General features: G+C 63.0%; 18 protein-coding genes. 10 read left to right on the forward strand and 8 right to left on the reverse strand.

What is annotated here, in order from left to right; translation table 11 throughout:
* Positions 1 to 13: 13 nt before the first annotated feature.
* Together BLQ85_RS15835 and BLQ85_RS15840 are read right to left on the reverse strand one after the other, a co-directional pair.
* On the reverse strand, positions 14 to 1,630 hold the full coding sequence (locus BLQ85_RS15835; RefSeq protein WP_074578180.1) for a peptide chain release factor 3: 1,617 nt from the start codon (positions 1,628 to 1,630) through the stop codon (positions 14 to 16).
* A gap of 25 nt (positions 1,631 to 1,655) precedes the next feature.
* Positions 1,656 to 1,919: a DUF1653 domain-containing protein gene (locus BLQ85_RS15840; protein WP_074578181.1), complete on the reverse strand. Its 264-nt coding sequence runs from the start codon at positions 1,917 to 1,919 to the stop codon at positions 1,656 to 1,658.
* 36 nt (positions 1,920 to 1,955) lie between these two features.
* Between BLQ85_RS15840 and BLQ85_RS15845 the strand changes: the two genes are divergently transcribed.
* The 3 genes from BLQ85_RS15845 to BLQ85_RS15855 all read left to right on the forward strand — a co-directional run bounded on the left by BLQ85_RS15845 (position 1,956) and on the right by BLQ85_RS15855 (position 6,516).
* A complete protein-coding gene (locus BLQ85_RS15845) occupies positions 1,956 to 3,824 on the forward strand; it encodes a M48 family metallopeptidase (RefSeq protein WP_074578182.1) in 1,869 nt (622 codons plus the stop codon).
* Between the two features lie 40 nt (positions 3,825 to 3,864).
* Positions 3,865 to 5,118: an RsmB/NOP family class I SAM-dependent RNA methyltransferase gene (locus tag BLQ85_RS15850; RefSeq protein WP_074578183.1), complete on the forward strand. Its 1,254-nt coding sequence runs from the start codon at positions 3,865 to 3,867 to the stop codon at positions 5,116 to 5,118.
* A 198-nt stretch (positions 5,119 to 5,316) separates the two neighbouring features.
* Positions 5,317 to 6,516: a DesA family fatty acid desaturase gene (locus tag BLQ85_RS15855; RefSeq protein ID WP_074578184.1), complete on the forward strand. Its 1,200-nt coding sequence runs from the start codon at positions 5,317 to 5,319 to the stop codon at positions 6,514 to 6,516.
* Between the two features lie 195 nt (positions 6,517 to 6,711).
* Here the strand turns inward: BLQ85_RS15855 and rpmG are convergent, their stop codons facing one another.
* The 3 genes from rpmG to trxB all read right to left on the reverse strand — a co-directional run bounded on the left by rpmG (position 6,712) and on the right by trxB (position 8,244).
* Positions 6,712 to 6,879 carry a 50S ribosomal protein L33 gene (gene rpmG / locus BLQ85_RS15860; protein WP_007863188.1) on the reverse strand — a complete coding sequence of 56 codons (168 nt, stop codon included), beginning with the start codon at positions 6,877 to 6,879 and terminating at the stop codon, positions 6,712 to 6,714.
* An 11-nt stretch (positions 6,880 to 6,890) separates the two neighbouring features.
* Positions 6,891 to 7,124, reverse strand: a complete 234-nt coding sequence (gene rpmB, locus BLQ85_RS15865) for a 50S ribosomal protein L28 (RefSeq protein WP_007863184.1) — start codon at positions 7,122 to 7,124, stop codon at positions 6,891 to 6,893.
* A gap of 175 nt (positions 7,125 to 7,299) precedes the next feature.
* Positions 7,300 to 8,244 (reverse strand): thioredoxin-disulfide reductase, encoded by a 945-nt coding sequence (trxB, locus tag BLQ85_RS15870; RefSeq protein ID WP_074578185.1) that lies wholly within the window; start codon positions 8,242 to 8,244, stop codon positions 7,300 to 7,302.
* A 174-nt stretch (positions 8,245 to 8,418) separates the two neighbouring features.
* On the opposite strand from trxB, the gene BLQ85_RS15875 reads away from it, so the two are divergent.
* The 3 genes from BLQ85_RS15875 (at position 8,419) to lolA (ending at position 12,175) form a co-directional block, all read left to right on the forward strand.
* Complete coding sequence (locus BLQ85_RS15875; protein ID WP_007863182.1) at positions 8,419 to 9,096, forward strand: Crp/Fnr family transcriptional regulator; 678 nt, start codon at positions 8,419 to 8,421, stop codon at positions 9,094 to 9,096.
* Positions 9,097 to 9,185: 89 nt separating this feature from the next.
* Complete coding sequence (locus tag BLQ85_RS15880; RefSeq protein WP_074578186.1) at positions 9,186 to 11,525, forward strand: DNA translocase FtsK; 2,340 nt, start codon at positions 9,186 to 9,188, stop codon at positions 11,523 to 11,525.
* A 5-nt stretch (positions 11,526 to 11,530) separates the two neighbouring features.
* Positions 11,531 to 12,175, forward strand: a complete 645-nt coding sequence (lolA, locus tag BLQ85_RS15885; RefSeq protein WP_074578235.1) for an outer membrane lipoprotein periplasmic chaperone LolA — start codon at positions 11,531 to 11,533, stop codon at positions 12,173 to 12,175.
* A 12-nt stretch (positions 12,176 to 12,187) separates the two neighbouring features.
* Here the strand turns inward: lolA and BLQ85_RS15890 are convergent, their stop codons facing one another.
* Positions 12,188 to 12,568: a nuclear transport factor 2 family protein gene (locus tag BLQ85_RS15890; RefSeq protein WP_074578187.1), complete on the reverse strand. Its 381-nt coding sequence runs from the start codon at positions 12,566 to 12,568 to the stop codon at positions 12,188 to 12,190.
* Between the two features lie 93 nt (positions 12,569 to 12,661).
* On the reverse strand, positions 12,662 to 13,510 hold the full coding sequence (locus BLQ85_RS15895; protein WP_074578188.1) for a GNAT family N-acetyltransferase: 849 nt from the start codon (positions 13,508 to 13,510) through the stop codon (positions 12,662 to 12,664).
* A gap of 111 nt (positions 13,511 to 13,621) precedes the next feature.
* On the opposite strand from BLQ85_RS15895, the gene BLQ85_RS15900 reads away from it, so the two are divergent.
* The 3 genes from BLQ85_RS15900 (at position 13,622) to BLQ85_RS15910 (ending at position 17,389) form a co-directional block, all read left to right on the forward strand.
* On the forward strand, positions 13,622 to 14,923 hold the full coding sequence (locus tag BLQ85_RS15900; protein ID WP_074578189.1) for a replication-associated recombination protein A: 1,302 nt from the start codon (positions 13,622 to 13,624) through the stop codon (positions 14,921 to 14,923).
* A 182-nt stretch (positions 14,924 to 15,105) separates the two neighbouring features.
* The gene (locus BLQ85_RS15905; protein WP_074578190.1) at positions 15,106 to 16,245 is read left to right on the forward strand and encodes a branched-chain amino acid ABC transporter substrate-binding protein; all 1,140 of its coding nucleotides are present in this window, start codon (positions 15,106 to 15,108) and stop codon (positions 16,243 to 16,245) included.
* A 130-nt stretch (positions 16,246 to 16,375) separates the two neighbouring features.
* Positions 16,376 to 17,389, forward strand: a complete 1,014-nt coding sequence (locus tag BLQ85_RS15910; protein WP_083336878.1) for an asparaginase — start codon at positions 16,376 to 16,378, stop codon at positions 17,387 to 17,389.
* Between the two features lie 15 nt (positions 17,390 to 17,404).
* Here the strand turns inward: BLQ85_RS15910 and BLQ85_RS15915 are convergent, their stop codons facing one another.
* Entirely contained in the window at positions 17,405 to 18,298 is an 894-nt protein-coding gene (locus BLQ85_RS15915; protein ID WP_074578191.1) for a LysR family transcriptional regulator, read from the reverse strand.
* 368 nt (positions 18,299 to 18,666) lie between these two features.
* Here BLQ85_RS15915 and BLQ85_RS15920 point away from each other — a divergent pair, with 368 nt between their 5' ends.
* Entirely contained in the window at positions 18,667 to 19,596 is a 930-nt protein-coding gene (locus BLQ85_RS15920; RefSeq protein WP_074578192.1) for a branched-chain amino acid ABC transporter permease, read from the forward strand.
* Position 19,597: the final 1 nt, after the last annotated feature.

The raw sequence follows: 19,597 nt of genomic DNA on the forward strand, positions 1-19,597 counted from the left end.
GAAGCGCCGGCGTTTACATCTTCGACTGGAACACCAGCCCGGCGTGCTCGCGCAGCGCGTGAAACTTGATCTTGGGCCATTGCTGCTCCACGGCGCGCAGCGTGGCGCTGTGGTCCACCAGCAGGGTGGGCGCATCGACGGCGTCCAGTGCCACGCGGTGGGCATTGGCGTCCATGAATTTTTTCAGCTCGTTGGCGTCGTCGCTGGTGACCCAGCGCGCCAGGTTGAAATTGCTGCCCATGATGCGCGCCTTGACGCCGTACTCATGCTCCAGGCGGTGGGCGACCACTTCAAACTGCAGCTGGCCGACCGCGCCCAGCAGCAGCAATGAGCCGGCAATCGGGCGGAACACCTGGATCGCGCCTTCCTCGCCGAGCTGGGTGAGGCCGGCGCGCAGCTGCTTGCTGCGCAGCGGGTCGGCCACCTCGACGGCGCGGAACATTTCGGGCGCAAAAAAGGGCAGGCCGGTGAACTGCAGGGCCTCGCCTTCGGTCAGCGTGTCGCCCAGCTGCAGCACACCGTGGTTGGGGATGCCGATGATGTCGCCGGCAAAGGCGGTGTCCAGCAGCTCACGGCGCTGGCTCATGAAACTCACCACGGTGTTGGGCCGCAGCTCTTTGCCGCTGCGCACCACTTTCAGGCGCATGCCGCGCGTGAACTCGCCGCTGGCCACGCGCAGGAAGGCGATGCGGTCGCGGTGGGCCGGGTCCATATTGGCCTGGATCTTGAACACCACGCCGGAGAATTTTTTCTCCTCGGGGTGCACCACGCGCTGGATGGCTCCGCGCTCGGCGGGCGCGGGTGCCAGGTCGACCAGCGCATCCAGCACTTCCTGCACGCCGAAGTTGTTGATGGCCGAGCCGAAAAACATGGGCGTCTGCTTGCCGGCCAGGAATTCGGCGCGGTCGAACTCGGGCGTGGCGCCGGCCACCAGTTCGATCTCGCCCTGGGCCTGGGCGTATTCGGCGCCGAAGCGTTTGGCGGCCTCGGCGTTGTCCAGGCCGGCCAGGATTTCGTCGTCGCCGCCGGCTTTTTCCTCGCCGGGGCTGAAGACGCGCATGCGGTCCTCGCGCCTGTCATAGACGCCGTGAAACAGCTTGCCCATGCCGACCGGCCAGGTGAAGGGGATGACCGTCATGCCGAGTTCGCGCTCGATCTCGTCCATCACGCTCATCGGGTCCTGCACCTCGCGGTCCATCTTGTTGACGAAGGTCAGGATCGGCGTGTTGCGCGCGCGGCAGACCTGCAGCAGGCGGCGCGTCTGCGGCTCGACGCCGTTGGCCGCGTCGATCACCATCAGCGCCGCGTCCACGGCGGTCAGCACGCGGTAGGTGTCTTCCGAGAAGTCCTGGTGGCCGGGGGTGTCCAGCAGGTTGATGACGCAGTCGCGGTATTCCATCTGCATGACCGAGCTGGCCACCGAGATGCCGCGCTGCTTTTCGATCTCCATCCAGTCGGAGGTGGCGTGGCGCGCGGCCTTGCGGGCCTTGACGCTGCCGGCGATCTGGATCGCGCCCGAGAACAGCAGCAGCTTTTCGGTCAGCGTGGTTTTACCCGCGTCGGGGTGGGAGATGATGGCAAACGTGCGGCGGCGTTTGACCTGTTTTTCGATTTCGGTGGATTCGGACATAACCCACGATTATCGATGACGGCGCTTAATCGGGCACCGGGCCGGGTTGCAGGGTAAATCGCGGCTGCTTCACCCCGTCTATCACCACCTCTTCATTAAACATGGCGGCGGGCCGCACCCACAGGCCTTTTTCGCCGTAAAGCGCGCGGTAAAGCGTCATGGGCTCCAGGCTTTCGCTGTGGCGCACGGTGCCGACCACCTCGTAAAGCATGCCTTTGTAGTGGCGGTAGAGGCCCGGCGGGGTCTCAATCAGGGGCGGCAGGCGCTGGGGGTCTTGGTCTCGGTTCATGGGTAAGATTGTCGCCAACAAAAAATGGGAGGGCCGATGGACCGGGCAGATTTCATCCATTTGGTGCGCCTGAGCGAGCATGCCAGCGCCGACGACAGCAAAGCTTACCGCCGCAGCGTGGCGGCGTTCGCAGCGCTTGGTTACGCCTGGGTCGTCGGTTGCCTGCTGCTGTCCGCCGGCATCCTGGCCTGGGTCGCCAGCGCCATGATGCACGGGCGCATCAAGGGCTTTTATGTCGCCCTGGTCGTCGCGGCCGGGGGATTGCTCTGGACCTGCCTGCGGGCGCTGTGGTGCCGTTTTGACGAGCCGGAGGGCGTGGTGCTGCAGCCGGCCGACGCGCCGGCCCTGTTTGAGGCGCTGGAGCGCATTCGCAAAAAGATCAAGGGCCCGCCCATACACCGCGTGCGGCTGGACGCGGACTTCAACGCCAGCATCCGGCAGCACCCGCGCTTTGGCCTGTTCGGCGGTGGCGTCAACCACCTCAATATCGGCCTGCCGCTGCTGATGGCCCTGGACCGCCCGCGTTTTCTGGCCGTGCTGGCCCATGAGTACGGCCATTTGCGTGGCGACCACGGCCGTTTCGCCGCCTGGATTTACCGCACCCGCCTGAGCTGGGCCATGCTCAACCACGGCCTGCGCAACGACGAAGGCCCGGTGGCGGCGGCCACGCAGGCCTTTTTGCGCTGGTACTTTCCGCGTTTCTCGGCCAAAACCTTTGCGCTGGCCCGCCAGGATGAATATGAAGCCGACCGCATCTCCGGAAAGCTGCTGGGCAAAGATGTGGCCGCCGCGGCGCTGACCGAACTGGCCGTCAAGGGCGACTGGGTCGCCAGGGAGTTCTGGCCCGAGCACTGGAGCGCCGCCGCGGCCCAGCCCCTGCCGGTGGGGCCGTACGCGGCCATGCGGCCCTTGCTGGGCCTGGCGCCGCCCGGGGATTTCGCCCGCGAGTCGCTGCGCCAGGCCCTGCGCCGCATCAGCGACGTGGACGACACCCACCCGGGCCTGCGCGACCGGCTGGAGGCGCTGAAAGCCGGCAAAAACCTGCCGGCATGGTCTGCTTCTTCGCGCTCCGCGCTGGCGCTGCTGGGCGACGGCGGCGCGAAATGGATCGCGCATTTCGACAAGCAATGGTGCAGGGACAACGCCGGCGACTGGAAGCAGCACCACGCCTACCTGGGGCGGGTGCGCGCCCGTGCCGATGCTTTGGCCTCCAGCGAAAAGCGCAACAACGCCGACGAAATGGTCGAACTGGGCAACCTGCGGCGCCGCCTGGACGCGCGAGCCGATGTGCGCGGCCACTACGAGCGCGCGCTGCAGATGACGCCCGGCCATGCCGGGGCCCTGCGCGGCCTGGCGCAATGCCTGCCGGCCGCGGAGCGCGCGCTGCGCATGGATTGCCTGGGGCAATTGTTCGAGCACAGCTCGGCCAACCGCTGGTGGGCTTGCCGGGTGGCGGTGGCTGAGATGGAGCAGCCCGCGGTCGACGGCAGTTTTGACGAAAAGGCCCTGGCCCTGTGGCGCGAGCGGCTCAAGCAGGCGGAAGAAGCCGAGGGGCGCGCCTGGGAGGAACTGACCGAAACGCCGTTTTTCCAGGCCATAGGGCGCCACGATCTCAGCCAGTTTGAACAGGGCGAGTTGCAGGCCCAGCTCGCGCGTTGCAAGCCGGTGGCGCGGGCCTGGCTGGTGCGCAAAAACCTCAAGGAATTTGCGCACAGGCGCTGCTACCTGCTGTTCCTGGAGTTGCCGGGGCTGGACGATGAATCGCGCTACGCGCTGTGCCGCGACCTGGAGCGCTCGCTGGACCTGCCGGGCCCCGTGCTGGCCCTGTGGGCCGGTTATTCGCCCACGCTGGGCGACATCGAACGCAACGCTTTTGAGGCCGTCTACCTGCGCACCATGGACTGAACCGGATTGAGCCGCGCGGCAAGGGTGGGACAATGGGGCCATGCACCCCAAAGCCTTACTCGACAGTTGTTCCGAGCTTCTCAAGCAGGTCCTCAAATTTGATCATCCCGCCGACATGGTGGTTTCGCGCTACTTCCGCGACTACCGGCTCGGCCCACGCGAGCGCGCCACCGTGGCGGAAACCATTTACGGCGTGCTGCGCAAAAAAAACCTCTATACCTACCTGGCCCAGCACGGCAGCGGCCCGCTGGAGCGGCGCCTGGCAATCCTGGGTTTTGCCGCCGAGCGTGATTTTTTGCTGGGCGCGCTGACCGACCAGGAGAAAGACTGGCTGTCCCGTTGCGACCAAGTCAAGCCAGGCGACTTGATGGAGTTGCACCGCCACAACCTGCCCCAGTGGCTGGTGGAGCCGCTCAAGGAACAGCTGGGTGACGATTTCTGGCCGCTGGTGGAAAGCCTCAATGCGCCGGCCGGGCTGGATTTGCGCGTCAACGCGCTGAAAGACAAGCGCGCCGACGTCCAGAAAGAGTTGTCGAAGGCTGGCATCAAGACCGTCGCCACGCCGTATTCGCCCTGGGGCCTGCGCATAGACGGCAAGCCCCAGCTGGCCAAGCTGGACGCCTTCACGCGCGGTGCCATCGAGGTGCAGGACGAGGGCTCGCAACTGCTGGCCCTGCTGGTGGACGCCAAGCGCGGCGAGATGGTGGTCGATTTCTGCGCCGGCGCCGGTGGCAAGACGCTGGCCCTGGGCGCGTCCATGCGCAACACCGGGCGCCTGTACGCCTTTGACACCTCGGGACACCGGCTCGATGCGCTCAAGCCCCGGCTGGCGCGCAGCGGGCTGTCGAATGTGCACCCCGTGGCCATCGCCCATGAGCGCGACGACCGCATCAAGCGCCTGGCCGGCAAGATAGACCGGGTGCTGGTTGATGCACCGTGCTCGGGCCTGGGCACTTTGCGGCGCAACCCTGACCTCAAGTGGCGGCAGACACCCAAGGCCATCGAAGAGCTGCAGGCCAAACAAACCGCGATTTTGCAGAGCGCCGCGCGGCTTTTAAAGCCCGGCGGCCGGCTGGTTTACGCCACCTGCAGCGTTTTGCGCGAAGAAAACGAGGCGATTGCCGAAGCCTTCAGCGCGGCCAATACAGGGTTTAACGTCCTTGAAATCGGGCCTTTGTTGACCCATCTGGGGGTGGAACATGCCGAAAAACTCTGTCGTGGCCCCTACCTTCGCCTCTGGCCCTACTTGCACCAGACTGACGGGTTTTTCGCTGCAGTATGGCAAAAGTCCTGATATTTTTGCCGGCAAATGACGACAGATAGGCTTGTGTTACATATTTATTCGTGATTTTTCGCACTGATTTGCCCCTTCGCTTGTACCTCAGGCGACTTGGTGTTTGCAGGGCTTCGCCTTACAATAAGACCTTGTCTGGTGCAGCGCCTGGAGACAAATTTGGATGGGCGGCTGGAGCAGGTTGTTTAAAGGATTTTTATGATTTTGTTTGATGCCGCCCTCGACTGGCTGGCAAATGGCCTGCTCGCCGCCAGCTGGTGGCAAATCGTGTTGTACACCCTGGTGACCACCCACATCACCATCGCCAGCGTGACGATTTACCTGCACCGCCACCAGGCGCACCGCGCCATGGACCTGCACGCGATTCCTTCGCATTTTTTTCGCTTCTGGCTGTGGCTGGGCACGGGCCAGGTGACCAAGGAATGGGTGTCCATTCACCGCAAGCACCACGCCAAGTGCGAAACCCTTGAAGATCCGCACAGCCCGCAAGCCCACGGCATCAAAAAGGTGTTCTGGGAAGGTGCCGAGCTGTACCGCGCCGAAAGCAAGAACAAGGAAACCATGACCAAGTACGGCCATGGCACGCCCAATGACTGGCTGGAACGCAATGTCTACACCCGCTACAGCTGGCAGGGCGTGGGCCTGATGATGATCATCGACCTGGCCCTCTTCGGCGCGGCCGGCCTGGCGGTCTGGGCGGTTCAGATGGCCTGGATTCCCGTGACGGCGGCCGGCATCATCAACGGTATCGGCCACTACTGGGGCTACCGCAACTTTGAGGCGCCCGACGCCAGCACCAATATCTCGCCCTGGGGCATCATGATCGGCGGCGAAGAGTTGCACAACAACCATCACACCTACCCGACCTCGGCCAAGTTCTCGGTCAAGCCCTATGAGTTCGACATCGGCTGGATTTACATCCGCGCCCTCGAAAAAATGGGCCTGGCCGCCGTGAAGAAGGTTCCGCCCAAGCTCCAGTTGGGTTCCATCCAGCCCGTGGCTGACGAAAAAACCCTGGAAGCCCTGATCGCCCACCGCTACGAAGTGATGGCCGGCTTTGCGCGCGAACTGCGCCGTGCCGGCAAGGCCGAAATCGAAGTGCTGAAGGCTAAAAAAGCCGACGTGTCCGTGCTGCGCGCGGCCAACCGCTGGCTGCACCGCGACGACGACAAGGTGCCCGCGGCCGCCAAGCCGCAACTGGCCCAGGCCCGCGCCGAGCACCCCGTGCTCGACAAGATGGTCACCATGCGCGAAGAGCTACGCCAGATGTGGATGAGCACCTCGGCCTCCCGCGAACAGCTGGCGACCGACCTGCAGGCCTGGTGCCACCGCGCGGAAGAAAGCGGTATTGCCGCCCTGCGCGAGTTCTCGCTGAAGCTGCGCGCCGCCCGCGCCTGACGCCACCCACCCCGCCTGCCGGCTTGGGCCGGCGTGCCGTATCTCCTCAAACCGCCCCCGTGTTGATCCACGGGGGCGGTTTTGTTTTGGGCGCGTCAGCCCGGGCCGGCGACCGGCAGGAGAGGGTGGCGAGAAAATCGCCGGCCATAAAAAAACCCGCCGGGATGCGGCGGGTTTTTTGCGGAAACAGCCGAATTACTTCAGCTTGATTTCCTTGTATTCCACGTGCTTGCGTGCCTTGGGATCAAACTTCATGATCAGCATCTTGTCGGGCGTGGTCTTCTTGTTCTTGGTGGTCGTGTAGAAGTGACCGGTGCCGGCGGTGGATTCCAGCTTGATTTTTTCGCGTGCGCCTTTAGCCATGATGGTGCTCCTTAAGCTTGGCCGCGTGCGCGCAGGTCTGCGAGCACGGAATCAATGCCGTTTTTGTCGATCAGGCGCAGGGCGGCGCTGGAAACGCGCAGGCGGACCCAGCGGTTTTCGCTTTCGACCCAGAAACGACGGTATTGCAGGTTCACGAGGAACCGGCGCTTGGTTTTGTTGTTGGCGTGGGAAACATTGTTGCCCACCATCGGGCGCTTGCCCGTGACTTCACATACGCGTGCCATATTGCACTCCAGTATTTTCAACAGCAGCCACGCCGAAAGCACCCTGTGCCCGTCGTCATGCCTGCCTCACCTCGCCAGAATAGGGTGGCGGTAACCCGAGACTGCCAAACCGGCCCCTTTTGTTGGAACTAAGGGGCAAATTTAGCAAAGCCTTGAATTATAAGGGATTTTTGACTTACTCCGCTTGTTCGAGGAAACGCTGGGCATCCAGGGCCGCCATGCAGCCGGTTCCGGCGCTGGTGATGGCCTGGCGGTAGACATGGTCCTGCACGTCGCCGGCGGCGAAAACGCCGGGCACGCTGGTCATGGTGGCAAAGCCCTGTAGCCCGGTTTTGGTGATGATGTAGCCGTCCTTCATCTCCAGCTGGCCGGCAAAGATGTCGGTGTTGGGCTGGTGGCCGATCGCGATAAAGCAGCCCTTGAGGCTGAGGTCCTGCGTGGCGTCGCTCTGGGTGCTTTTGAGGCGCACGCCGGTCACGCCGGAGGCGTCGCCCAGCACCTGGTCCAGCGTGTGGTGCAGCTTGAGCTCGATCTTGCCGGCCTTGACCTTCTCATGCAGCTTGTCGATCAGGATGGCCTCGGCCTTGAATTTGTCGCGGCGGTGCACCAGGGTGACCTTGCTGGCGATGTTGGACAGGTACAGGGCCTCTTCCACGGCGGTGTTGCCGCCGCCCACCACGCAGACTTCCTGGCCGCGGTAGAAGAAGCCGTCGCAGGTAGCGCAGCCGGAAACACCGCGGCCCATGAAGGCGCTTTCCGACTCCAGCCCCAGGTATTTGGCGGAAGCGCCGGTGGCGATGATCAGCGTGTCGCAGGTGTAGGTCCCGCTGTCCCCGGTCAGGGTGAAGGGGCGCTTGCTGAAATCGACCTTGTTGATGTGGTCAAAAATAATCTCGGTCTTGAAGCGTTCCGCGTGTTCGAGGAAGCGCTGCATCAGGTCCGGCCCCTGCACGCCGTGCACGTCGGCCGGCCAGTTGTCGACCTCGGTGGTGGTCATGAGCTGGCCGCCCTGCGCGATGCCGGTGATCAGCACCGGGTTGAGGTTGGCGCGCGCCGCGTAGACGGCCGCGGTGTAGCCGGCAGGCCCCGAGCCAAGGATTAAGACACTTGAATGTTTCATGTTGAAAAACTGATTGGGAAAGTGTAAGAACTCGGGTAGAGTCGTGCCGCATAAGCGCAGCGCAAGGTAAAACCGTCGAGGTAGTACTTTTGCGGCATTTGGTTTTATAAATTACGTGCCATTGTAAGAACTCACGCGACGTCCCGTTGTTTGTGAGGTTGGGAGATATCAGATATGACGACGATGGTGTCCAACCTGGAATTGATTCGCCGGGTACCCCTTTTCTCCGTTTTGACGGCCGCTCAGGCCGCCTCGGTCGCCGATACGGTGGTCAAGCGCCGCTTCAAGCGCGGCGAGCCTATCGTCGAGCAGGGCAAGAAGTCCAACGCGCTGTCCATCATCCTGACGGGCCGGGCCCGCGTCGTCACCACCGATGCCCGCGGCCGCGAGGTCATCCTGGCCACCATGCACCCCGGCGACTACGTCGGCGAGATGAGCCTGATCGACAACGAACCGCATTCGGCCACGGTACGCGCCGAGATCCAGACCGACGCCCTGATCCTGGGCCGCCTCGAATTCGCGCGCTGCCTGCCTGAGAACAGCTCCATGGCCTATGCCGTGCTCAAGGGCCTGGTGCAGCGCCTGCGCCACGCCGACCGGCAGATCGAGTCGCTGGCCTTGATGGACGTGTACGGCCGCGTGGCCAGGGCCTTGCTGGAGTTCGCCAGCGACGACGGCACCGGCAACACCGTGATCCGCGACAAGGTCTCGCGCCAGGATCTGGCCAAGATGGTCGGCGCCTCGCGCGAGATGGTCAGCCGGGTCATGAAAGACCTGGAAGAGCGCGGCTTCATCGAGACCCGGGACGACGGCTCCGTCCTCGTGAAAGAGCGCCTGCATACCCTGGGTTAACACGCCCAGGCCGATCGCCCGCCACCCGTTTGGCGCCCGTGGCGCTCCTTCAAGGCTTGCACTCAACTGCGGTAAGCTTCAAGTGAGCCATGACTTACTCACTCGACACCCTGAACTCCAGAAATTCCCCCGCCACGGGCGCGCCCGGCGGCATCAAACGCTTTGCCCATGAAGTCAGCCTGATCCTGGGCCTGCTCGGCCTGGTTTTCTGGCTGGCCGCCTTGCTCAGCTATTCGCCGCAGGATGCGGCCTGGTCGACCTCCGGCACCGCGCAAGCCGTGGCCGGCGGCCATGCCGCGACCCTCAACTGGGGCGGGCGCGTGGGCGCCTGGCTCGCCGACGCCAGCTATTACCTGCTGGGCTTTTCGGTCTGGTGGGCGCTGGCCGCGGGCGGCCAGGCCTGGCTGAGGTCGCTGGCGCGCTGGTTGCGCGGCGAACCCCTGGCGGCCGGGGAGTCTCACCGCATCCGCTTCTGGCTCAGCCTGCTGCTGCTGCTGCTGGCCAGTGCGGCGCTGGAGTGGTCGCGGCTTTACCGTTTTGAATTCAAGCTACCCGGCCATGCCGGCGGGGTGCTGGGCTACCTGGCCGGCGCCCAGGGCGAGAAGTGGCTGGGATTTGCCGGCTCCGGCCTGGTGTTTATCGCGCTGGGTGTGATTGCCGTGTCGGCGGTCTTTGGTTTTTCCTGGGCCCATGTGGCGCTGCGCGTCGGCGCCTGGATAGACAACCTGATCGATTCGCGCCGCGAAAAGCGCGAAATCGCCCAGGACCTGGCCTTCGGCAAATTGGCCGCCCGCGAGCGCGAGGAGACACTGATCGATGAACGCATCGAAATCGAGGAACACCACCCGGTACCGGTGCTGATTGAGCCAGTGCTGGTCGACATTCCCAAAAGCGAGCGCGTGGCCAAGGAGCGGCAAAAACCGCTTTTCAGCGAAATGCCCGATTCCAAGCTGCCGCAGGTCGATCTGCTGGACGGCGCGCTGCAGCGCCAGGAAGGCGTGGCGCCCGAGACGCTGGAGATGACCTCGCGCCTGATCGAGAAAAAACTCAAGGACTTCGGCGTCGAGGTGCGTGTGGTCGCCGCCGCGCCCGGCCCGGTCATCACACGTTACGAGATTGAGCCGGCCACCGGCGTCAAGGGCTCGCAGGTCGTCAACCTGGCCAAGGACCTGGCGCGCGCATTGAGTTTGGTGTCGATCCGCGTGATCGAAACCATTCCGGGCAAGAACTACATGGCGCTGGAGCTGCCCAACGCCAAGCGCCAGTCCATCAAGCTCAGCGAAATCCTGGGTTCGCAGGTCTACAACGAGGCCAAGTCCCTGCTCACCATAGGCCTGGGCAAGGACATCAGCGGCGCCGCGGTGGTGGCCGACCTCGCCAAGATGCCGCACTGCCTGGTGGCCGGCACCACCGGCTCGGGCAAGTCGGTCGGCATCAACGCCATGATCCTGAGCCTGCTTTACAAGGCCGATGCGCGCGACGTGCGCCTGCTGCTGATAGATCCCAAGATGCTGGAGATGAGTGTCTACGAAGGCATTCCGCACCTGCTGGCCCCGGTGGTCACCGACATGCGCCAGGCCGCCCACGGCCTGAACTGGTGCGTGGCCGAGATGGAAAAACGCTACAAGCTCATGAGCAAGCTGGGCGTGCGCAACCTGGCCGGCTATAACGGAAAAATCGATGAGGCCAAGGCCAAGGGCGAGTTCATCTACAACCCTTTCAGCCTCACGCCCGAGCAGCCCGAACCGCTGGAGCGCCTGCCCTACATCGTGGTGGTGATTGATGAATTGGCCGACCTGATGATGGTGGTCGGCAAGAAGATCGAGGAACTCATTGCCCGCCTGGCGCAAAAAGCCCGGGCCGCCGGCATCCACCTGGTGCTGGCCACGCAGCGCCCCAGCGTCGACGTGATCACCGGCCTGATCAAGGCCAACATCCCGACCCGTCTGTCCTTCCAGGTCAGCAGCAAGATCGACAGCCGCACCATCCTGGACCAGATGGGCGCCGAGGCTTTGTTAGGAATGGGTGACATGCTTTACATGCCGAGTGGTACAGGCTTTCCAATCCGGGTGCATGGTGCGTTTGTGAGTGATGACGAAGTGCACCGCGTGGTGGCCTACCTCAAGCAGCAGGGCGAACCCAATTACATCGAAGGCGTGCTCGAAGGCGGCACGGTCGACGGCGAAGACGGCGACCTGCTGGGCGAGGGCGGCAACGGCGGCAGCGGCGAGAAAGACCCGATGTACGACCAGGCCGTGGAGGTCGTACTGAAGAACCGCAAGGCCAGCATCTCGCTGGTGCAGCGTCATCTCAAGATCGGCTACAACCGCGCCGCGCGGCTGGTCGAAGACATGGAAAAAGCCGGGCTGGTCAGCGCCATGAGCGGCAGCGGCCAGCGCGACATCCTGGTGCCCGCAAGGGCGGAGTGACGATCATGAAGAAATACCTTGCGATGATGCTGGTGGCGGCTTGCGCCCACCCCGCCTGGGCCGACGGCCTGGACAGCCTGGAGGCGTTCGTGAAGACCGTCAGCAGCGGCCGCGCCGAATTTACCCAGGTCGTCACCGCGCCGGCCAGGGACGGGCAGGCCGCGCGCAGCAAGACCTCCACCGGTACCTTCGAGTTTTCGCGGCCCAACCGCTTTCGCTTCATTTACAAGAAGCCCTTTGAGCAAAGCATCGTGGCCGACGGCCAGACCTTGTGGCTGCACGACGTGGACCTGAACCAGGTCACTTCGCGCAAGCAGTCCAGCGTGCTGGGCTCCACCCCCGCGGCCCTGATTGCCGCGGCGCCCGACTTGCGCGCCCTGCAGGCCGATTTCACGCTGGCCGCCGCGCCCGATGCCGGCGGCCTGCAATGGGTGGTGGCCACGCCCAAGACCAAGGAAGGCCAGCTCCAGTCCGTGCGCGTGGGCTTTCGCCCCGGCGAAAAATCCTCCGGCCTGGCCGCGCTGGAGATCACCGACAGCTTCGGCCAGCGCTCGGTGCTGAGCTTCAGCAAGGTTGAGGTCAACCCCAATCTGCCGGCCGATACCTTCCGCTTCACCCCACCCAAGGGCGCGGACGTGATCCGGCAGTAAACAAAACCGGTTCTAGGCGACCGGGGGCTTGGGAAGGCGCTGCGCGGGATCGTAGAAAAAGGTTTCTTCCGCGATCCGCTCGCCTTCCCAGCGCTGCCAGGCGAGTTCTTCCATCTCGGTGCGGCTGCCGTCCTGCCATTCAAAGCGGAAGATCCAGCGGATCACCACGTGGTCGCCGTCGAGCAGGGCGGGGCGCACGCAGGTCGAGGTCAGCGATTTCGCCCTTTCCATGACCTTGCGCTCGCCGGTGACCAGGTTGGTACGTCCCACGCGCGGCGCGGCCTGGTTTTCCTGCATGGACGCGTTCTCGGTGTAGAACTCTTCAATGGCCTGGGCATGGGCGTTTTCTTCAACGCGGGCGATAAATCGTTCCAGGGTTTCGCGGCTTGGCATGGGGTTTCCTTCAAAGAGTGGGGAGTCATTGACCCGTTCTTTTGTGTTGTACACGACTTGGCCGAGCCCTGTAGTCCATCGGGGCATAGGCTCTCAACCCAATTCAAACGTGGTGATACCGTACAGCTTTTGCAGCGGCAAGGCCGGCGCCGGCCCGGTGTACATGCGGGCGGTCTCGAACACCGGCGCCATGCCGTGCCGGCGCGCCAGTGCCATGGCCTCGGGATTGGCTTGCGGTGTGTCGAGGTAAATCTTCGCATCCCTGCCCGCGGCCGACTTCAGGGCGTTGAACAGCCCATCGGCCACCGCCGTGCTGTCGGCAAACAGCGGGCCGACCTTGAAGCCCGAGCGGCAGGGCCGCAGCACGCCATAGCCCTGGAGCGTGCCGTCCTCAACCCAGCCCAGGGCCGTGCCGCCCGGCTGCTGGATCCAGCAGCGCAGAAAGTCGACCCGCCCATCCGGAAAGAAGGCCTGGTCATAGGCGAGCACGGCGGTCAGCGGCACACCGGCCAGCGGCACTGCGCGCGCATCGATGGGCACCGAGTCGCCGCCAGCACCCTCCTGGCGGATATTGCGCCATGCCAGGGAATAGCCCGACTTGCGGTAGTTCTGCTGCTGTACCACCACGCCGTCCAGCCCCACATTGCGACCGGCCACCGTGGCCATGCCTGCCTGCCAGAGCCTCAGGCCGAGGCCGCGGCCCCGAAAGCCAGGCCTCACGATGTACAGGCCCAGAAAGGCGAAAGCACTGCCGTATTTCACGACCGAAATGCCGGCCACTGCTTCGCCGTCCAGCCGCCCCAGCAGAAAGCCGCCCGGGTCCGCCGCATAAAAGCAGCCCGCATCATGCAGCCCGGGGTTCCATCCCTCCTCGGCCGCCCATCCCAGCAGGACGTCCAGCTCTTCACGCTTCGCGGGTGTGATCGTGTAGGGGTCTGTCATTTGGTTGCCTGCGGCTTCTGGAATCCGGTGGGTGGCTTAGACTCTAGCATCGCAGCCGTCAGTCTTGCTCCCGCTTTTTCCTCCGCTTTTCGCTTCCAAACCCAGCCCTTTGTGAAAGCCGCGTCCTCCACCCACCAGCCCCTGGCCGAGCGCCTGCGCCCGCAAAACCTGGGCGAAGTCATAGGCCAGCAGCATCTGCTGGGCGAAGGCATGCCGCTGCGCATCGCGTTTGAGTCCGGCCAGCCGCACAGCTGCATCCTCTGGGGCCCGCCCGGTGTGGGCAAGACCACCATCGCGCGGCTGATGGCCAGCAGCTTTGACGCGCACTTCATCACTATTTCGGCGGTGCTGGGCGGCGTCAAGGACATCCGCGAAGCGGTGGAGCAGGCCAGCATCTGGCAGGCCCAGGGCGGGCGGCGCACCATCGTGTTCGTCGATGAGGTGCACCGCTTCAACAAAAGCCAGCAGGATGCCTTTTTGCCGCACGTGGAGAGCGGCCTTTTCACCTTCATAGGCGCCACCACCGAAAATCCCTCGTTCGAGGTCAACTCGGCCCTGCTGTCGCGCGCCGTGGTCTATGTGCTCCAGCCGCTGGGCGAGGCGGACTTGAAGCAGATCGTGGACAAGGTGCTGGCTGAAAACGCGCTGCCGGCCATCGCCGCCATCGACGCGCAGGCGGTGGACCGCCTCGTGGCCTATGCCGACGGCGATGCGCGGCGCCTGCTTAACACGCTGGAGTCGCTCAGCGTGGCGGCCAGGGCCGAGAAGGTCAGCGAAGTCACCGACGTCTGGCTGCTCAAGGTGCTGGGCGAGCGCCTGCGCCGCTACGACAAGGGCGGCGAGCAGTTCTACGACACCATCTCGGCGCTGCACAAGTCGGTGCGCGGCTCGGACCCCGATGCCGCGCTCTACTGGTTCATGCGCATGCTCGACGGCGGCGCCGAGCCGCGCTACATGGCGCGCCGGCTGGTGCGCATGGCCAGCGAGGACATCGGCCTGGCCGACCCGCGCGCGCTGCGCCTGGCGCTGGACGCGGCCGAGGTCTATGAGCGCCTGGGCTCCCCCGAAGGCGAGTTGGCCCTGGCCCAGTGCGTGATCTACCTGGCGGTGGCACCGAAGTCCAACGCGGTCTACAAGGCCTTCAACGAAGCCAAGGCGTTTATCAGCAAGGACGGCACCCGACCGGTGCCCCTGCATTTGCGCAATGCACCAACAAAGCTCATGAAGCAGCTCGACTACGGCAAAAACTACCGTTACGCGCACGACGAGGAAGACGGCTTCGCGGCCGGAGAAAACTATTTTCCCGAAGGCATGCAGGCCCCGGGCTTTTATCGGCCGGTCAACAGAGGGCTGGAAATGAAAATTGCCGAAAAGCTCGAGCAATTGCGTGTAAAAAACGACTCGAAGAAATGAGCCGCGCGCAGGCGGCCCGCGTCGATTGCCGCCGGTGGACCATGAAACAGGCCTGCCATGGTCCGAGCCGGCGTTCCCCAAAACAGCGCATACGCTTTCTGCATGGCATGCTCCGTCTGCGCATGCCTCAAGGGGAAACCTCCGCTTGATACTACCGACTCCTCAATTCATCAGGAGTCGTCATGTCGTCAAGTTATTGCGTAAAAAGCGCTCTTTCCGTACTGGTCGTTGTTTCGGCAGCTTCGGCTTTCGCCCAGGACAAAGTAAAAATAGCCATCGTCGGCCCGCTGTCTGGCCCAGCCGCAAATTACGGCAAGGACAACGAGCGTGGTGCGCAACTTGCCATTGAAGACCTCAATGCCAGCCAGTTCAGGATTGGCGGCAAGGCCGTGAAGTTCGAGCTGATTTCAGAAGACGATCAGGCCGACCCGAAACAGGGGACCGCCGTTGCGCAAAAATTGGTTGATAGCGGTGTCAATGGCGTCGTGGGGCATAACAACAGCGGCACCACCATTCCCGCCGCCCGGATCTACAGCGAAGCAGGCCTTCCGCACATCACGCCTGCGGCTTCCAATCCGAAACTCACCCAACTGGGCTACAAAACCACATTCCGCACCATTGCCCACGACGGAATGATAGGTAGCGCATTGGCTGTTTATGCGGCCACCAAGCTCAAGATCCACAACGTCGCCTTGATTGACGACCGTACGGCATATGGCCAGGGCCTGGCGGACGAGTTTGAAAAAACCTTCAAATCGCTGGGCGGAACAGTCGTCGCGCGTGAATTTACCAGCGACAAGGCCACTGATTTTTCCCCCATCCTGACGACGATCAAGGGCAAGAAGGCGCAGGCCGTCTTTTTTGGAGGCCTGGATGGACAGGCGGGGTCCATGCTTCGCCAAATGGCCCAGTTGGGGATGGGGCAGCTTCCCTTTATGGGTGGTGACGGTGTCTGCACCGGCGATCTGCCCAAGCTTGGTGCGCAGGCGGTCGGAAAAAACGTGATCTGCGGCGACGGCGGCGAAGCCTTGATGGATATGAAGGGAGGCCCTGGTTTTGCCCAACGCTATAAGGCCGCCTACAGCACCGATGTCGTGGTTTACGCACCTTATGCCTATGACAACGTCATGATATTGGCCAATGCCATGCGGGCTGCCGGTTCTGCGGAGCCCGCCAAGTACCTGGCCTATGTCGGCAAGACAAAGCATGAGGGCATCACCGGGCATATTGAATTTGACGGAACGGGCCAGCGCAAGAACGCTGCCGTCACGCTGTCCACCTATCCGCAGGGTGTCAAAACCACGCTTGTCACCATGAAGTGACAGCGCTTGGCCAGTCAGGCGCCAAGCGAAAAGACAGCGGCGGATTCCCGCTGCTGCCCTCCTGGTACCCGTCCCGCGGCGCGACCCATAGTGTGATCACCAGCGGGGCGGCTCCATCATCTTTAACGCAATGGTTGAAACATTGATGCGAAAAACAAGGATTGCCGTCCTGGGCACCGGGGGCACCATCGCGGGCGAAGCCAGTTCCGCCTCCGACGTACTCAGCTACCAGGATTCGCAGCTTTCCGCGGCCGACACTTTGGCGCCGCTGGCCCCTTACCTGCCCAAAGAGGTCGAATTGCTCGCGCTGCAGATCAGCCAGTTGGGCAGCGAAAACTTTTCCACCGATACCTGGCTTCTCCTGGCCCACGCGATTTCCCGGCTCGACGAGACCGAAGAGCCGGACGGTTTTGTGCTGACGCAGGGAACCGATACGCTGGAGGAAACCGCCTACTTTCTGCATCTGGCTTTGAAGACGGCCAAGCCGGTCGTCGTGGTGGGGGCCATGCGGCCCGCAACCGCCATCAGTGCGGATGGGCCTTTGAATCTCCTGCGGGCGGTGCAACTCGCGGCCAGTCCCCAGGTGCGAGGATTTGGTGTGATGGTCGTGGCAAATGAACGGATCTTTTCGGCCCGGGAGGTGACCAAATCCCATACCTCATCGATCGACAGTTTTTGCAGTCCGGAATTTGGATGCGTCGGCTATATGCAAAACGGGGACGTCAAACTTCATCGGATGCCGTCGCGCCACCACACGCTTAATTCGCCTTTCAGTGTGTCGGGCCTCCAAAGCCTGCCCAAGGTGGATATCGTGTATGCCTATGCGGGCGCGGGTAGCGAAAGTATTCGGGCTTTCCTGGACGGTGGCACACGCGGCCTTGTCCATGCGGGCACCGGAAACGGGTCGATTTCCAGCATTCACCAGATGGCTTATCGTGAAGCGATTTTGCGTGGCGTCGCGGTCGTCAGGAGCTCCCGCACCGGAAGCGGCCTTGTGTCGCGCAACGGCGCAGTAGACGACGATGCTTTCGGCAGCATAAGTTCTGACACGCTCAGCCCGCAAAAAGCCCGTGTATTGCTCAGCCTGGCACTGACCCTGAAGCAGGACGCCACGGAACTGCAGCGCTACTTTGATCACTACTGAGCCCGATTTGCGATGTCAACCAGCTTGAATCAGGCGGGCCTGGGCCGCGAAATGCTCAACAAACTTTTTCTCATGCAGTGTGGCCTGGTGTGTGACCAGGTGCATCGCGGCCACCCGTATGGGCACTTCGGGGCTAAAGGGCAAAACCTGCGCGCCGTGCAGCTTCCCCAGTGCCCCCGTCAGGGAGTCAACCAGGGCGACGCCCATCCCTTGTGCGGCCAGATGCATGGCCACCACGCTGGTTTCGACCGAAACATTGCGGGTGAGCGCAATGTCCGCCATCCCGTCCGTCTGGGCAATCAGCGACGCGACAAGGTCGTCCTTGCTCAATCCGATGATGTTGCAGGAAGCAAGGTCCTGGACGGTGATGGATTTTTTGGCTTTCGAAAAATAGCTGGATGTCGACACCGAACAGAAGAAGGCCTGCAGCAGGTCTGTGGTTGCCAACGCCGCATGCGCTACCGGTTCATAAACAAATCCGATATCGACGTGCCCGGCCAGAAGCGCATCAACAAGGGAGTCGTAATGGTAGGTTTCCAGTGTCAGCTTGCATTTGGGATATTGCCCGATGAATGATTTAACCGCTCTCGGCAATACGGCTGTGGCCAGCGAAGGGACGGCTGCGATTCTTAATTGCCTGGTACCGCCGTTGCGCAAGCCTGCGGCCAACGAGGCGGCGTGGCTCATCGATTCCATGATTTTCAAAATCGCCGGACGCAGCTGCTGGGCTTCGTCTGTCGGTGCCATTCGCCCTTGCTGGCGATGAAACAAGAGGAAGCCGAGTTCAGTCTCCGCGCTTGAAATAAGGCGGGACACGGCCGGCTGCGAAAGATTGAGCATCTTTGCCGCCCCTGTGACGGTGCCGCAAAGGAATACCGCGTTGATAGCCTCGTATTTATGAAACCGCATGTCGCAATCCAAAAATGGAGAAATTTCCGCTATTCAAGCGGCTCGGCGAAGTGCTGCGAGGCTGGCATCCCATCTGGCATCGCATTAGGCTTGATTTTCAAGAGCAAGTCACATAAGGAAAACTAATGAAAAATTAAAATTCAATGTTTCGCTGAATGTTAAGGGTAAACCCCGCGAAAACCGCCTGCTTGGCCCGATTCTCGCTTAAGGCCGATGGCTACAATTCGCGGATTAGCTCGCCACCTAACCCAGTTACCTGGTTTTGATAGGCGGGCTTTTTGTTAACTCACGCCAGCCACCGGTGATCCCGGCGGGCGGCGGCCGCCAGGCGGAGTTCGCATTTCATCAATTGGACGGGAGAGTGAGTTATGGAAGTATTGCTACAGCAGATCATCAACGGTCTGGTCCTGGGCAGCATGTATGCCCTGATCGCGCTGGGCTACACGATGGTGTACGGCATCATCAACCTGATCAATTTCGCGCACGGCGAGGTTTTGATGGTGGGGGCGCTGACCAGCTGGACCATCATCGGCCTGATGCAGGGCGCCATGCCGGGCACACCGGGCTGGCTGATTTTGCTGATATCGCTGCTGATCGCCTTTGTTGTCTGCGGGGCCCTGAACTTCGCGATTGAAAAAATCGCCTACCGGCCGCTGCGAAACTCTCCCAAACTGGCCCCGCTGATCACCGCCATCGGCATGTCGCTGCTGCTGCAGACACTGGCCATGATCATCTGGAAACCCAACTACAAACCCTATCCCACCCTGCTGCCCACCGAGCCCTTCCAGGTCGGCGGCGCCGTCATCACGGTGACCCAGCTCTTCATCCTGGGTGCCACCGCCGTCTCCCTCTCCGTGCTGATGTGGCTGGTGCATTACACCAAGCTGGGCCGCGCCATGCGGGCCACCGCCGAGAACCCGCGCGTGGCGGCACTCATGGGCGTCAAACCCGACACCGTCATTTCCGCCACCTTCATCATCGGCGCCGTTCTGGCGGCGCTGGCCGGCGTGATGTACGCCTCCAACTACGGCACGGTGCAGCACACCATGGGCTTTTTGCCCGGCCTCAAGGCCTTCACGGCGGCCGTGTTCGGTGGCATCGGCAACCTGGGCGGCGCGGTGCTGGGCGGCATCCTGCTGGGCCTGATCGAATCGATTGGCGCCGGTTATATCGGGCCGCTGACCGGCGGTGTGCTGGGCAGCCAGTACTCCGACATCTTCGCCTTTATCGTGCTGATTTTTGTCCTCACGCTGCGGCCTTCGGGCTTGCTCGGTGAGCGTGTGGCGGACCGGGCCTGAA

Origin of the sequence: Polaromonas sp. JS666, assembly GCF_900103405.1 — a bacterium.
In the GTDB taxonomy this organism is placed as follows: Bacteria; Pseudomonadota; Gammaproteobacteria; order Burkholderiales; family Burkholderiaceae_C; genus Polaromonas.

Bases quoted from the DNA above. Each gene is read 5' to 3' on its own strand.
- BLQ85_RS15835 (WP_074578180.1), bottom strand. From the start codon at position 1,630: ATGTCCGAATCCACCGAAATCGAAAAACAGGTCAAACGCCGCCGCACG.
- BLQ85_RS15840 (WP_074578181.1), bottom strand. From the start codon at position 1,919: ATGAACCGAGACCAAGACCCCCAGCGCCTGCCGCCCCTGATTGAGACC.
- BLQ85_RS15845 (WP_074578182.1), top strand. From the start codon at position 1,956: ATGGACCGGGCAGATTTCATCCATTTGGTGCGCCTGAGCGAGCATGCC.
- BLQ85_RS15850 (WP_074578183.1), top strand. From the start codon at position 3,865: ATGCACCCCAAAGCCTTACTCGACAGTTGTTCCGAGCTTCTCAAGCAG.
- BLQ85_RS15855 (WP_074578184.1), top strand. From the start codon at position 5,317: ATGATTTTGTTTGATGCCGCCCTCGACTGGCTGGCAAATGGCCTGCTC.
- rpmG (WP_007863188.1), bottom strand. From the start codon at position 6,879: ATGGCTAAAGGCGCACGCGAAAAAATCAAGCTGGAATCCACCGCCGGC.
- rpmB (WP_007863184.1), bottom strand. From the start codon at position 7,124: ATGGCACGCGTATGTGAAGTCACGGGCAAGCGCCCGATGGTGGGCAAC.
- trxB (WP_074578185.1), bottom strand. From the start codon at position 8,244: ATGAAACATTCAAGTGTCTTAATCCTTGGCTCGGGGCCTGCCGGCTAC.
- BLQ85_RS15875 (WP_007863182.1), top strand. From the start codon at position 8,419: ATGACGACGATGGTGTCCAACCTGGAATTGATTCGCCGGGTACCCCTT.
- BLQ85_RS15880 (WP_074578186.1), top strand. From the start codon at position 9,186: ATGACTTACTCACTCGACACCCTGAACTCCAGAAATTCCCCCGCCACG.
- lolA (WP_074578235.1), top strand. From the start codon at position 11,531: ATGAAGAAATACCTTGCGATGATGCTGGTGGCGGCTTGCGCCCACCCC.
- BLQ85_RS15890 (WP_074578187.1), bottom strand. From the start codon at position 12,568: ATGCCAAGCCGCGAAACCCTGGAACGATTTATCGCCCGCGTTGAAGAA.
- BLQ85_RS15895 (WP_074578188.1), bottom strand. From the start codon at position 13,510: ATGACAGACCCCTACACGATCACACCCGCGAAGCGTGAAGAGCTGGAC.
- BLQ85_RS15905 (WP_074578190.1), top strand. From the start codon at position 15,106: ATGTCGTCAAGTTATTGCGTAAAAAGCGCTCTTTCCGTACTGGTCGTT.
- BLQ85_RS15910 (WP_083336878.1), top strand. From the start codon at position 16,376: ATGGTTGAAACATTGATGCGAAAAACAAGGATTGCCGTCCTGGGCACC.
- BLQ85_RS15915 (WP_074578191.1), bottom strand. From the start codon at position 18,298: ATGCGGTTTCATAAATACGAGGCTATCAACGCGGTATTCCTTTGCGGC.
- BLQ85_RS15920 (WP_074578192.1), top strand. From the start codon at position 18,667: ATGGAAGTATTGCTACAGCAGATCATCAACGGTCTGGTCCTGGGCAGC.